General features: G+C 52.0%; 8 protein-coding genes and 3 pseudogenes. 3 read left to right on the top strand and 8 right to left on the bottom strand.

Features of this window, described 5'->3' with window-relative positions:
- Position 1: 1 nt before the first annotated feature.
- The 7 genes and pseudogenes from O3W44_RS07200 to O3W44_RS07170 form a co-directional block, all read right to left on the bottom strand.
- Positions 2 to 1,615: a DNA methyltransferase gene (locus O3W44_RS07200; RefSeq protein ID WP_269294387.1), complete on the bottom strand. Its 1,614-nt coding sequence runs from the start codon at positions 1,613 to 1,615 to the stop codon at positions 2 to 4.
- A gap of 131 nt (positions 1,616 to 1,746) precedes the next feature.
- A complete protein-coding gene (locus O3W44_RS07195; RefSeq protein ID WP_269292525.1) occupies positions 1,747 to 2,124 on the bottom strand; it encodes a hypothetical protein in 378 nt (125 codons plus the stop codon).
- Between the two features lie 530 nt (positions 2,125 to 2,654).
- Positions 2,655 to 4,258: pseudogene (locus O3W44_RS07190) on the bottom strand (inorganic phosphate transporter).
- A 155-nt stretch (positions 4,259 to 4,413) separates the two neighbouring features.
- The gene (locus O3W44_RS07185; RefSeq protein WP_269292524.1) at positions 4,414 to 6,552 is read right to left on the bottom strand and encodes a peptidase domain-containing ABC transporter; all 2,139 of its coding nucleotides are present in this window, start codon (positions 6,550 to 6,552) and stop codon (positions 4,414 to 4,416) included.
- Entirely contained in the window at positions 6,552 to 7,814 is a 1,263-nt protein-coding gene (locus tag O3W44_RS07180; protein WP_269292523.1) for an HlyD family secretion protein, read from the bottom strand. Before O3W44_RS07180 ends, O3W44_RS07185 begins: the two co-directional genes overlap by 1 nt.
- Before the next feature lie 155 nt (positions 7,815 to 7,969).
- Positions 7,970 to 9,075: pseudogene (locus O3W44_RS07175) on the bottom strand (L,D-transpeptidase family protein).
- 195 nt (positions 9,076 to 9,270) lie between these two features.
- Entirely contained in the window at positions 9,271 to 11,085 is a 1,815-nt protein-coding gene (locus O3W44_RS07170) for a glycoside hydrolase family 15 protein (RefSeq protein WP_269292522.1), read from the bottom strand.
- Between the two features lie 117 nt (positions 11,086 to 11,202).
- Here O3W44_RS07170 and O3W44_RS07165 point away from each other — a divergent pair, with 117 nt between their 5' ends.
- Positions 11,203 to 11,976 (top strand): SDR family oxidoreductase, encoded by a 774-nt coding sequence (locus O3W44_RS07165; protein ID WP_269292521.1) that lies wholly within the window; start codon positions 11,203 to 11,205, stop codon positions 11,974 to 11,976.
- Here the strand turns inward: O3W44_RS07165 and O3W44_RS07160 are convergent.
- Positions 11,970 to 12,548 carry a DedA family protein gene (locus O3W44_RS07160; protein WP_269292520.1) on the bottom strand — a complete coding sequence of 193 codons (579 nt, stop codon included), beginning with the start codon at positions 12,546 to 12,548 and terminating at the stop codon, positions 11,970 to 11,972. The genes O3W44_RS07165 and O3W44_RS07160 overlap by 7 nt on opposite strands.
- Before the next feature lie 206 nt (positions 12,549 to 12,754).
- Here O3W44_RS07160 and O3W44_RS07155 point away from each other — a divergent pair, with 206 nt between their 5' ends.
- Both O3W44_RS07155 and pbpG read left to right on the top strand, forming a co-directional pair.
- Positions 12,755 to 13,342, top strand: a complete 588-nt coding sequence (locus tag O3W44_RS07155; protein WP_269292519.1) for a Yip1 family protein — start codon at positions 12,755 to 12,757, stop codon at positions 13,340 to 13,342.
- Between the two features lie 176 nt (positions 13,343 to 13,518).
- Positions 13,519 to 14,465, top strand: a pseudogene (gene pbpG / locus O3W44_RS07150) (D-alanyl-D-alanine endopeptidase).
- The last annotated feature ends 99 nt before the right edge of the window (positions 14,466 to 14,564 follow it).

Raw genomic sequence — 14,564 nt, 5'->3', positions numbered from 1 at the left:
ATCAACGCCCTCTGCCTTTTAAAAAATCGACAACTTGCAATCTAAAGGATGAAAAATCTACCATTTTTCCCTGTCGGGTAAAAGAATGCGCTAAAAATTCGCTGTAGAGCGTTCTGTGGTCGATATCTGCATCTCGGTTGACATGAAGGTAAGGAAGTACAGGAACAGGTTCTTGTCTCTCTGCTAAAAATTCAGCAACGGATAAGGGTTTTTCGGACAAGCCACGCATAACGGGTTTTGAGACGCTGCTTGCTTTGCGGCAGTGCAACATTAAATCTGAACCCGCTGTATTATCGCTAACAAACTGCTTAAACGTGCCATGTTGCTTATCGAAAATATCAACACGTTCGATAATAAATCCTGCATTCTCGATAGCGTCTCTTATTCTGTTCCAGATATCTTTGGATGAATTCATAAAAACCAGTACCATCCAGTGATTATCTCTTAAGACGCGATAGCATTCAGATAAGCTTTGCGTCATTAATTCCTGATATTTATCAGCATCTTTTTTCTGGCTGCGATTAACAATGGCTTCATTTTTAACATCAGTAAAGTCTTTGAGCCAGGCTTCCCAAATAACATTCATTTCACTGTAGTTAATATTCGCGCCAAAGGGAGGATCGGTGAAAATAAGATCAACACTGTTATCCGGCAGCACACTGATATGGGTGGCCGAGCCTGTATTGACGACGCATCTTCCTTGATAAAACTTAACCGTAGAGCCAAGATGATCAATTATCGATCTCGCCTTTCTTTGAAAGGTGGTGAAAACATTAGCTTCATTAAAAATGAAAGGAACGTTAAAGTTTGCTGTGTTACCACTTCCACCCCAGAATCTGTATTCAGAGAGCTTTGTGACCCTTTTATAGAGTGATGTAAAGATAAATGCTAAAAAAGCCGCTAAATTATCATCATCAACTTTATGGATCTCTTCCCACAGTTTACTCATGGCGAGTAAGTTTCTCGTCGTATAAAAATCCTTGACGTTATTCAAACCATGCCGTTTAGGTTGAGAAAGATTGACACCATCCGGCAAGTCATAATCCGGTAAATACTTTTCATTGAGTTGCGATGAATTATTAATATTATTAATGACTGCTATATCTTTTTCGTTGGGCTCGACTTCAGCCTGCATTTTAGAACAGCATTTATAACCCACAAGCACGGGCACAGCTTCTGTTCTTTCGAGCTTTGACTTTTTTAACGTTTCGTGACAGTTGGGGCACGGAAACTCTTTTAAAAATTTGTGCTCCCGGACGGTATTACCATAGCTTCGACTTTCATCCCACAGAATAAATTCGTGTGCACAGCAACTGCATTTTACTTTATAAGACCAGACGGTAAAAAGTAAGTCAGTATCTTTACCGCAGGTGCGGCATTGTGTTGAGTAAATCTCTTCCCTTAACGGTTGTAAATTTTTAAATATTTTATTGACAGCAGCAGTTAAAGCCGATGGTTCGCAACGCGAAGTGAAACGATTGGAGATAAAACTGGCCGCAGGCGAAATCTCATTAAGGATAACATCATTACCGGTAACCAGAGCCGCAACGCCTGTCATGCCACTACCAGAAAAGGGATCAAAAACCAGCCCACCAGCAGGAAGGTATTTTTTTATAACCTGCGCAATGCCTTGCGGAGGAACTTTCGTATGATAAGTATGTGCATCATATGTATAAGTATTTTTACCGGCTGATACGCCTCCAGCAACAGCTTCATTAACGGTATCGGCTTCCTCGTCATGATCGCTCAGAATCTCAGAAAGCAGTTCGCTCCCACCGCCCCATAGCTGGCCTTTTTTACTCTTTCAAGAAGAGAGTGAGGATTATTATCTGATAAAGATATTTCGTCTTCACGGGTACTCGCTGTTACAGCATGTTTAATACCTTTAGATGCGAAGTTATTTTCCTGAACAGGCGTGCGGAGATTAATAATCTCACCATTCTGACAATGGATTAATAATGCATTAAGCTGCTGCGTCATATCCACGCCGGGATTAATATCTCCTCGAGACCATCGCATCAAAGCAAAATAAGATGTGCCCAGGTAGTGTGCTAACACTTTATGATCAGAGCCAGTTAATGAGATTATTTCAGCAATAACATCTTTTATTTCTTTTTCAAACATTTCTTTCTCTTTGTATCAGCACAACATGACTTAAAATTTATCTTGCAGGTATCCCTGAAAGCATTACTGCTGGGCATTTTAACATTGATGAAGCAGAAAATCTTGACAACTTTGAATAAGCCAGCCAGATGAATTGTGGCTTATCTCTTTGTAAATCAGGATTAAAATTATCCCATTCAAGCAATGCCACTTGAAAGCTTAGCTCAGGCAGGGAATAAAAAATAAGTGATTTTACGTTGCAGGTGATCGACTGGCTTTAAACCAGAAACGTTAGCATAACGTGTATAAAAAGTGGCTTGAATAAAGCCGACTTCAGTTACGACGTGTAAGTTACGCTTGATTAAGCAAAAGCATAAATTAATTCAGTGCTTCATGAAGTTGCATTAAAAATAATATCATGGGGTTGGCGATAATGTAGCCATTTGCAGCGGGCCGTTGAAGAGCAAATCCTTAATTGTCAGAGAACAAGTCAGGATCCGCTCATACAAAGGTGTATCCATTGCCGTGTGTAGCCCTGACCAACCAGCGGATCAGAGGTGGATAAACAGCCCATACAGCAGAGCCGAAAGTAAAATGGAAACCGGCAGCGTCAGTACCCAGGCAACCGCAAGGTTACGCAGCGTAGAGAGCTGTAATCCTGAACGGTTGGCCGCCATGGTGCCTGCGACACCAGAAGAGAGAACGTGGGTAGTAGAAACGGGCAGGCCGAAACTGTCAGCTGCGCCGATGGTGGCCATCGCCACGAGTTCGGCACTGGCCCCTTGTGCATAAGTCAGATGGGTCTTGCCGATGCGTTCTCCCACTGTTACCACGATGCGACGCCAGCCGACCATGGTGCCCAGGCCAAGTGCAATCGCGACGACCACTTTTACCCACATCGGAATAAAACGGGTGGCGCTATCCAGTTCGCGTTTAACCGCTGCCAGATTGCGCCCGGTCTCTTCCGGCAGCTTCACGTTGCTGGTTTGTAAATGCTTGATTGTTTCCGAAGCCAGATACATCTGGTTGCGGGTATTGGTGACAGACTGCGCCGGAATATTCTCCATTGAGCCGTAGCGCCGGATCTGAGCGCCAATATCATTCAGCGTTGCGGCCAGTGCAGGCAGCACATTTGCGTTCATATTGCTGCTACGCACAAACTGAGTCAGCACCTCACGAGAAGCGGGCGGTTGGCTGGCGGCGGGCTGGATTTGCAGTAATTGTTGTTCCGTCACTTCGGTTAAGGCCGCCACACGTGGGATCTGATCGGGCGGCAGCGATCGATTGAGTGCGTAAGCGATTGGCATCGTGCCCACCAGGATCAGCATGATCAGCCCCATGCCTTTTGCCCATCGTTTGAGCCGTGCGCAAAGGACACGCCAGTGCAGGTAAGAATCAATAAGCCGCGGATCCAGACCGGCGGCGGCTGAGGACTTTCGGGCGCCTGATAAAGCTGACGGTTGCGAATAAACATCTTCATTATCCACAGCAGCAGTGCCGCACAGAGGAAGCCGACAACCGGCGAAAGCAGCAGTGAATAACCCACTTTCAGGGCCTGATCCCAGTCCACGCCGCTGACACCGCTGCGACCATGCAGCATGGCATTCGCCACACCCACGCCAATAATCGAGCCAATCAACGTATGTGAGGATGAGGAGGGCAAGCCGAAGTACCAGGTTCCGAGATTCCAGATAATGGCGGAAAACAGCAGCGCATAAACCATGGCGAAACCGTTACCGCTGGCGGCTTGCAGAATCAGTTCCACGGGCAGCAGCGAGATGATGCCAAACGCCACCACGCCGCTGGACAGCAGCACGCCGAGAAAATTACAGATGCCAGACCACACCACCGCCACACCGGGTGTCAGCGAATGGGTATAGATTACGGTGGCCACCGCATTGGCGGTATCGTGAAAACCATTCACGAATTCGAAGCCGAGGGCAATAATCAACGCCAGGCCCAGCAAAAAGAAAGGAAAATAATGGGTTACCGGCGCGCCAGTTTCTTCAACATCATTGAACAGATTTAGCCCGGCGAACACTAAACCGCCCACCAGCAAAACCAGAAACAGCGGCTTCGAAAAGCGGCCACCTTTTTTGTCAAAGTTGGGACGACCACGCGCTGATGATGAGGACGACAAACTATTTTCGCTCATGGCATACCTCTGATTTCAGTTTGCAGATGCTCATTCGCACCTGTTAACCGCAGTGTGATACGCGCTTTGTATGACAGAAAAATGATGCGGCCCGTCTGACGGCACAAAGCAGGCGCACGCTGTTTCTGTTGACGGTGATGACCGCGCTGATGCTGTTAGTGCTGGTTTTCATGCAGGTGGCTGGTTGGCGGGCTTTGCGCCGACCACGGCACCAGCTGGCCATGTTGCAACTGCAATACGCGGTCTGCGCTGGCCAGCGTTTCGGGCCGGTGGGCAATCAGTAATACCGGCAGATCCAGCTGGCGTATGACCTCTGAAATTAACCGTTCGTTTTCCTGATCGAGCTGGCTGGTGGCTTCATCCAGGATCAACAAGCGAGGACGTTTGTACAGCGCCCGCGCCAGCAGGAGACGCTGGCGTTGACCACCGGACAATGCGCCACCCAGCTCGCCCAACAACGTGTGATAACCCATTGGCAGACGCTGAATATGATCGTCAATCTGCGCCTGACGCGCGCACGCTTCTGCCCGGCAGCGGTCGGCAGGCTGGCTAAACAGGGTAATATTGTCCATTATGGAGCCGCTAAACAGCCGATCATCCTGAAGTACGCAGCCCACCGTTTGCCGGACGCTGGCGCAATGCCGGGCGCTGAGCGGTAAACCAAACAGGTGAATCTCACCGCTTTCAAATGCATACAGTCCGAGCAGCAGCTTTGCCAGCGTGGTTTTGCCACAGCCGGAAGGGCCGGTCAGTGCCAGAATTTCCCCAGGATGCAAGGTAAAATCGACACCATCTAACAGCCACGGTGCCTGCGGATGATAACGAAATCGTACCTGTCGCGCCTCGATCACCGCTGCCGGGGCTGTGGCGATCCCTTCGGGACAGGTCGCCGCCGCCTCTTCCGGCGACGTCAGAACAATATCCGCCAGACGTTCGCGATAAATGCCAATCTGCAGCCAGCTAAATAAGCTATCGGTGAGTTGACTGATGCTGGCAGAAAAGCGGCTCTGAAAACTCAGCCAGGCAACCAGCATGCCCACAGTAAAACGATCTTCCAGCACTTCGGTCGCCCCCAGCCACAGCACCAGCGCCGTGCACAGGCTCATCAGGGTAATTTCAATAACGCCAAACAGCATAGCCAGTTTTTGTTCCGCCAGCTGAGCATTGCGGCGGGCAATATTCAGATGCTGCCAGGCGATTTCGCGTGGCTGCATTGCAGCATTAATGCGCAGGCTCAGCACACCGTGTAAGGTTTCGAGAAAATGGCTGTTTTCTCGCGTGGCAGCCTGCCAGCTTTGTTCCGTGGCCTGGCGAAACGGACGATAAGCCACCAGGCGCAGCAGAAAATAGAGCAGGGCAGCGGCCAATGCCACGGCGGTGAGTTTTACGCTATAAAACAGCATGATCACCAGCATCGTGGTAACCAACAGCATATCAAGCAGTGCACTCAGCAAGGTCTCTGTGAGCGTGCTTTGCAGCGTATTGACGGCATCGAAGCGAGCACTGATGCCGCCTGTATCACGCTTCTCAAACCAGTCGATGGGTAAACGCAGCAGGTGATGAAAGACCTTTTGGCTCCACTGGACGTTAAGTGAGAGCGACAGCGATAAAATGGCCCACTGGCGTAGCAGACCCAGCAGCGTTTGGGTGGCGACCAGCAGGAGCGAGGCCAGCACGATAAGCGTCAGTAAATTACTGTCACGCGCAACCAGCACATCGTCTATCACCATTTGATTCAGCAACGGCGCGCCAAGCGCAAGGATCTCCATCACGCTGGCAAAACAGAATATACGCGCCAGCGCCGGCATTAAACCGTGACAGCGTCCCAGTAGCTGGCGTAGCCCGATATCACGGCGTTGATCCTGAGGGGTAAACTGCGGTCGCGGTGTCAGCTCCAGCGCAATACCGGTGAAGTGGCGATTCACCGACGCCCAACTGAGCGTCAGACGGCCTGCGGCGGGATCGTGGATAATAATGCCTTTGCGCAGCACTTTAACGATCACCACAAAGTGCTGGTTATCCCAGTGAAGAATCGCCGGGCAGGTAAGCTGGCGGATCTGTTCCATTTCCAGGCGCAACGCACGCCCCTGTAAGTCGCACGCTTCGGCACAGGCCAGAATTTCATTAAGGCGCATGCCTTGCGCGGCAGGAACAAAGCGGCTGCGCAGGCTGGCCAGATCGCAGCGTTGACCAAAATGATCAAGCACCATGGCCAGGCAGGCAAGGCCGCATTCAGCCGATTCAGTTTGCTGGATCAGGGCCATGCGCCGCCGCCAGCGAAGAGGCGCGACCACTATACATTTCCTCGCAGTGCCCACAGCGGTTCCAGCAGCCATTCCCACAGATAACGCTGTTCCAGCTCGACCGCGCCGCTCAGCGTCATACCGGGGCGCAGTGGCTCATCTTTTCCATAAGCGCGAAGTGTCGTGCTGTCGAGTGCCACCACGATACGGTAGTGTGCCTCGCTGCGCTGCCATGTCGCCAGCTGGCGTGGCAGGACATCACCCGCCTGCAGACTGACCAGCGTCATGGTTTGTACTGTCCCCCACTGAATACCAAATTTTTCATGGGGAAACGCATTCAGGCGCAGGCCGACCCGCTGGCCTGGCTGGATAAACCCCACGGCAGCACTGGGGGCATAGAGTTCTGCCTGCAGCTGCGCATCGGCGGGGAGTAAAGTTAACAAACGTTCTCCGGCGCGCACGCTTTCTCCCGCTTTTACCAGCAGTGCCGCAATTTTTCCCGCGACCGGTGCATGAATCTGACTAATCCCGCGTTCGGCTAAGGTCAGTTGCTGCTGATGCAGCGATTCTTGCTGCCGCTTCAGCTCCTCCTGACGAATGGCAAATTGCTGTTTTTGTTGAAGTTGGTTGGTTTGCAGCAGGCTGCGATCGCGCTCCAGCCGCTGCTGCTGCTGTTGCAACTGCATCAACGCCAGTTGCGCATCATTAAGCGCGAGCTGTTGCTGTTCACGCTCGTGGGCAGAGATGAATTGCCGCTGGTGCAGTTGCTGATAGCGTTCTGCATCGCGTTTTAACAGGTCAGCTTTCTGTCTGGCCAGCGTCCGCGCCTGCGCTGCGCTGGCGATTTCTGCACTCAGTTGCTTTAGCTGCATGTCGCTGTGCTGCTGCTGCAATTGCGTTAATGTCTGTTCCTGGCTTTGCTGCTCAATCAGATGCTGCTGCTGGCGTGCCAGTGACAGGCGCAAGGCGCGCAGGTTATCGTCTCCGATGCCTTGTAATGATGCGCTGCTGAGTCGTAATAATGGGGTCTCTGCGGCGACGCTGTCGCCTTCCTGAAAAAGCTGAGTCTGGACATAACCCTCACGTGGGCTGGTGATATGAAACAGCCCGGCAGCAGGTAAAATAATGCCCTGGAGCTGCGCTTTGCGGGTATAAGTGCCAAAGACGAGAAGCAGAATAAGCGCCACCAGCAGCAACAGCGATGCCAGGGCGAAGAGGGTAAGGCTGTTCTGCACCGGCAGAACCAGAACCCCCTGAAGGGCGGGCTGTTGCTGGCTGTCGAGATATCCCTGACGTAAAAGTGGTGCTGACATCCTGCTCTCCTTAGCGGGGGTTCAGCGTGCGATTATTGGTGGCTGTGCCAGTGGAATCAATATCGATTCAATTAAAAGAGGCGAAATATTCGGCAAAAAAAGCCAGCGACAGGCGCTGGCTTTTACCGTGCAACTCAGACTAATGCGAGAAGCTTTTATGAATTGTTATCGTTTGCGGTGGCAGGCTGAATTTGCGGCTGCGGCTGCGGCTGCGGCTGTGCGGCGTTCGGCGCCTGTACATTTGCACCCTGTGATGTCACCGGTGACATCGGCTCTTCTTTGGCTGCGCGTCAGGGGTTTCAGGAACATCAACCGGCGCTGTTGGCACGCTGTCAGCGACGCCGTTAACTTTTACCGGCATGCCGGTGCGGCTCTGAATAGCGTTATTCACCTGGTCCTGATTAACGCTAGCGTCAACCAGCACTTTGCTCACCGTCTGAGTCAGCGTAACAGGCACCAGTTCACGCGAGTTAAACTGCTCTTCGGTGGTAGAGAGCGGGTTATGGACTTCCACATAACGTGAACCGTCTGGCTCAACCGTGGCTTTAACTGGCTGGTCAACAAACTGCACGCGCGTACCCACCGGCACATTCTGGAATAGCCATTTGATGTCGTCAGCACGCAGACGGACGCAGCCGTGGCTCACGCGCAGACCGATCCCAAAGTTAGCATTGGTACCGTGAATGGCATACAGACGGCCAATATAAAGCGCATACAGACCCATTGGGTTATCCGGGCCAGCCGGGAACACTTCCGGCAGGTTTTCACCGCGCGCGGCATATTCGGCGTGCATCGCTTTGGTTGGCGTCCAGGTTGGGCCATCCTTTTTACGCTGTACGCTGGTGGTCCAGTTGATCGGCGTATCTTTTCCTAACTCACCAATACCAATGGGCAGAACCACAACGGTTTTGGTGCCTTTCGGATAATAATAAAGACGCATTTCCGCACTGTTGATCACAATGCCTTCACGTGGGGCGTCAGGCAAAATCAGCTGCTGCGGGATGATCATTTTACGGCCAGCCTGTGGCAGATAAACGTCAACGCCAGGGTTGGCTTCCAGCATATTGCTGAGACCCATTTGATACTGCGCTGCAAAGGCTTCCAGCGGCAGTTTGCTGTCTTGTGGGACGGTAATTTCGATATTTTCCCCAACCAAACGGCTGTTAGCGGCTGGTAAAGGGTAAACCACGGCAAAGGCAGACTGGCTGAAAGCGGCCAGGGCCAAAGCGATTGAAGCGAACGCGCGAATGCTCATTTTCATATTTTACAAGTCGTTATCGCCATATTTCAGGCTTGTCAGTGTGTCGAACCCATGCCGGTCAGATGACCCGCTGCGCATTATATGTTCATTGTTCTCAAGTTGTGAATCAGGATTTTAGACCGCTTAACATACTTTACCTAACCTCTTGTGTTAACCAGACGATTCTTTTAGTGATTTTGGGCGAAACAGGGCTTTTCAGGGCTGCCACAACGTCACTTCACCGCTGAGTTTGCGATTCAGGAAAAAGGCGGCACTGATTAAAGCCAGATGCGTCAGAGCCTGCGGAAAGTTGCCTAGCGCATGGCCACGGCTGTCAAACTCTTCCGCATAAAGGCCGAGCGGATTGGCATAGCTGAGCAGTTTTTCAAACTCGAAATGCGCTTCCTGAATGCGCCCGGCACGTGCCAGACACTCTACGTACCAGAAGGAGCAGGCACCAAACGATCCTTCCGAGCCTTTCAGCCCGTCAGCGGGTGTTTCATCGATATTGTAGCGCCGCACCATCCCGTCGCTTACCAGCTGCGTTTTTATCGCATCGAGCGTAGCCAGCCAGTCAGGATCGGTGGCACCGACAAAACGGACCAGTGGCATCAAGAGCATAGAGGCGTCGAGATTCTCTCCGTTTCGCGTTGAAACAAAGTGGCCGCGCTCGCTGTTCCAGAAGTTTTGCCAGATATCTTCGCGAATTTCACGCCGGACCCGGTCCCAGCGTTCATAAGGCATCGGCAGCGATCGTTTCATGCCGAGACGTAATGCACGATCCAGGGCTACCCAGCACATTAAGCGCGAATGTAAAAAATGTTCTGGCTTGCCGCGCATCTCCCAGATTCCGGCATCCGGCTCGTTCCAGCTATCGCACAGGCGGTCAATCATTTGTGAAACGTAGCGCCAGCCGCGCTGGGAAATCGCTTCGCCATATTTATTGGCAAGGTAGACGGCATCCATCAGTTCGCCGTAGATATCCAGTTGGGTTTGCTGCCAGGCATCATTACCGATACGCACCGGACGTGAATCACCGTAGCCAGAAAGATTAAGCAGCTCGATTTCATGCAATTCAGTGCCGCTGTCGAGACGATACATCACCTGTAAACGCATCTCATCATGGTGACTGTTCACGACGCAACGCCCCACCCAGTGGGTAAAATGTTTCGCCTCCTCAACATAGCCGAGCCGCATTAAGGCGTACATGCTAAACGAGGCGTCACGAATCCATGAAGCACGGTAATCCCAGTTACGTTCGCCGCCGACTTCTTCCGGTAAGCCAAAGGTTGCCGCGGCAGCAATAGAACCGTGCTGCCACGATGTCAGCAGCTTGAGTGCCAGCGCCGAACGCTGAACTCTCTCTCGCCAGCGGCCATTGTAGTTGCTTTGGTTGCTCCAGCGCCGCCAGAAGGTAAGGGTATCTTCAAAGCATCGCTCGGTAGCAATAGCTTCTATGTGTGCATCGTTAACGCTGCCAAATTCAAACTCGGCATGCTCGCCTGCCTTGAGAACAAAGCTGGCGGTGGCTGCGTTCTCTTCCCGCGTCATCACCACGGTTGCCGCCAGACGCAGCGAGGGCTGACCCTCCGCATGAAAATCGATACAACCGCGCTGAGCTTCCGCTCGGGTATGCGCACGGGCGTAATCGTGACGCGGCGCGCAGCGCATGTTGAAGCGTGCGCAACCCCGCACCATTTTGACCCGGCGAATCAGGCGTGGCAGTTTGTCGCGGTCATCACAGATTGGCATGTAATCAGTAATTTCCGCCACGCCATCATCACTTAACCAGCGCGTCTGTAAGATATTGGTATCGGGAAGATAAAGTTGCTGGCGGCGCACATCTTGCCAGTCTGGGGCCAGCGAAAACAGCCCGGCCTCGTCGCTGTCAAGCAGGGCGCTAAACACTGAAGGACTGTCAAGCTCTGGCCAACAGAGATAATCAATGGTGCCGTCATTGGCAATCAGTGCACAGGTGCGCAAATCGCCAATGATGCCGTGGTCTTCAATTTTGCGTTTTACCGTGCTCATTCGTTTCTCCCGCTCAGTTTCAGATTTAACTATAGCCAGGTGACTCAATACGGCCTCGCTTGGGCACAGATGGATAACATCTATACTTTTCTGACACACTTTTTATAGGAGGTAGAGATGTCGACTCAACAGACGAAAGTAGCCGTGATTACCGCATCAGATTCAGGTATCGGCAGCCGCTGTGCTGAAATGCTGGCAGAGCAGGGGTTTGATATTGGCATTACCTGGCGTTCAGATGAGCAAGGCGCACAGGAAACCGCCCGTAAAGTGCGTGACAAAGGCCAGCGCGCCGAAATTATTCAACTCGACCTGTCTGATCCGCAGCAGGGCGGTAAGTCATTGCAGCAGTTGATCGACAAATTTGGCCGCATTGATGTGCTGGTGAACAATGCAGGCACCAATGTAAAAGCCGATTTTCTGGATATTAAATTTGAAGACTGGCGAAAAATATTCAGTGTGGACGTTGATGGCGCGCTTATTTGTGGCCAGATTGCGGCGCGTAAAATGGTGGAGCAGGGCGAAGGAGGACGCATTGTTAACATCACCTCGGTGCATGAACATACTCCGCTGCCGGGTTCAGTTGCCTATACGGCGGCGAAACATGCACTGGGCGGCTTAACCAAAGCGATGGCGCTGAGTCTGTTGCCGCATAAGATCCTGGTGAATGCCGTCGCGCCTGGTGCGATCGCCACGCCGATGAATGATATGAGTGACGAAGATGCACACAAGGTGAAAATGCCCGACATCCCTGCGGGTCGGCCAGGCGACACACGTGAAATCGCGAGCATGGTCACCTGGCTCTGCTCAGAGTGGGCCACCTACACCACCGGGCAATCCTTTATTGTCGATGGCGGCTTTATGCTGGCGAACCCACAGTTCAAAGGTTACTGATCGGCCCGTCTGGTGTGCCAGCGACGAATGATCCAGCGGAGCAGCAGCGCAAATACAATCGCCCCGACCAGCCACAGCAGATGTTTTACGTGCTGGTCGAGTTTGTGTAGCCAGGGCGTAATAATGCCGCCTGCAAAGTAGCCGAGCGTGACAAATATCAGTGCCCAAATGGCTGCGCCGACAATGTTCAGTAAAAAGAATTTCATTGGATTGAGGCGGCTGGCGCCAATAATGACTGGTCCAATCAGACGAAAGCCATACATAAAGCGAACACCGATCACAAACAGGCTGGGGCGACGTTTAATCAGGCGGTTGGCTTTGACAATTTTGTCCTGATGTTTCTTGATGCGGCGCAAAATACGCGCGCCGTAGCGTCGTCCCAGCCAGTACAGCAACTGATCGCCAACAATTCCGCCTCCCATTGCCGCCAGGGCCACGCCAGTAAACTGCACCAGGCCCTCATGCGCCGCCACTCCGCCGAGTAATGTAAAGGTTTCCCCTTCCGCGATACAGCCAAGAAACAGCGCGAGATAACCGTACTGAGTTATTAATCCATTGATATCAAAGTGCAAAATTAGCCTCCCTGTCAGATAAACGTTTCTCTCAGTCTATACGCTAACGGCGAAGGCATCTGCCCGGACGCGGGTGTCAGGCTTTTTCGCTGATTTATTGCGCAATCACTACACAAATTGCTGCGCCGTTTATACTTGAGGGGAAGCTGCCCTCGCGATCGGTTTGCAGGTAAAAGGGCGGCCCTTCGCATCAGAGGAGTGATTGTATGAATCATGTCTGGGGTCTTCTGGCGCATCCTAATCAGGAAATGCGCGATATCAAGCAAGAGAATGAAAGCGTTTCGCACCATTACACCCACCATGTTCTGTTAATGGCCGCAATCCCGGTGATTTGCGCCTTTATCGGTACCACGCAGTTGGGCTGGAATTTGGGCGAAGGGCAATATATTCAACTCAACCTGATGACCGGGATTGGACTCGGCATCCTGTTCTATTTGATTATTTTAGGCGGCGTAGCCGTTATGGGCCGCGTTATTCACTGGATGGCGCGCAACTATCCGCAGCGTCCCAGCGTTCAACGTTGTACGGTGTTTGCTGGTTACGTGGCGACACCGCTGTTTTTAAGCGGCTTAGTGGCACTTTATCCACTGGTATGGCTGTGTGTGCTTATCGGTGCGCTGGCAATGGTCTACACCGGCTATTTGCTGTATGTCGGTATTCCGCTCTTTCTGAATATCGACCGTGATGAGAGTCTGCGTTTCTCTGGCTCTACGCTGGCTATTGGTGTTCTGGTATTTGAAGTCCTGCTGGCGATGACAGTTGTTTTGTGGGGATACGGACCAAGGCTGTTTTAATTCTGTCGCTGCCGCCACGCTGGCGGCAGCATGCTTTTAACGCCCGGAAACAATCTCACCAGGAAATCTCCCAATCTTAAGCGTATGATGCTGCTGCCAGCCCGCGCTCCGTCTGGTCTGAAGCGGGCGGCCTGTGTTTAACACAGCGCACAATCTTAACCGGGTCTTTTCTTACGATGCCTGCAAAAATTCGTTATTCACTGCTGTCGCTGGCGCTGCTCGTTTCCGGGCAAGGGCTTTCACTTCCAGCGCAGGCGGCGACGTCACTTTCTCAACTGGCCCCTATTGCCCAGCCGCAAATTGCTTCTGGCAGTGCGATGATCGTCGATCTCAATACCAATAAAATTCTGTTTTCCAGTCATCCAGACCGCGTGCGACCTATTGCCTCTATCACAAAGTTGATGACAGCAATGGTGGTACTGGATGCGCATCTGCCGATGAATGAAATGCTGACGGTAGATGTCAGCCAGACGCCAGAAATGCGCGGCGTGTTTTCCCGCGTAAAACTCAACAGTCAGATTAGTCGTCGTAATATGCTGTTGCTGGCGCTGATGTCATCAGAAAACCGCGCTGCTGCCAGCCTCGCGCATGCTTATCCGGGCGGATACAACGCCTTTATTCGTGCGATGAATGCCAAAGCGCGTGCGCTGGGTATGATGCATACCCGCTACGTTGAGCCGACCGGTTTGTCGATTCATAACGTTTCAAGTGCAGAAGATTTAATTAAATTACTCAAAGCAACCCGCCAGTACCCGCTGCTGGGTCAGCTCAGCACCACCAAAGAAGAGACGGCTGTATTCGCACATCCGAATTACGCCTTGCCGTTTCGCAATACCAATCATCTGGTCTATAAAAATAACTGGCACATTCAGTTAACCAAAACCGGCTATACCGATGAGGCGGGGCATTGTCTGGTGATGCGCACCATGATTAATAACCGGCCAGTGGCGCTGGTGGTGTTGGATGCCTTTGGTAAATATACCCATTTTGCCGATGCCAGTCGTCTGCGCGACTGGTTAGAAACCGGCAAAGCGGCACCGGTTCCCGCTGCTGCGCTGGCGTATAAAAACAAAAAGCGTCACAGGTCGCCAGCAATGGGACCAACAGGGCCGCGGTTGAATAAAAAATGTTCGGTGCTCACTGCGGTGAGCACGTTCAGAATGCCTTAATTCCTATAGTTTCACAGCAGACTAAGCCCTACACTACGCGCGACTGGCGAGGG

Source organism: Pantoea sp. LMR881 (genome assembly GCF_027157825.1).
Taxonomy (GTDB): Bacteria; Pseudomonadota; Gammaproteobacteria; order Enterobacterales; family Enterobacteriaceae; genus Pantoea; species Pantoea haifensis.
Note: the sequence above shows the minus strand (reverse complement) of the source record. Positions and strands in the feature narration are given on the sequence as shown.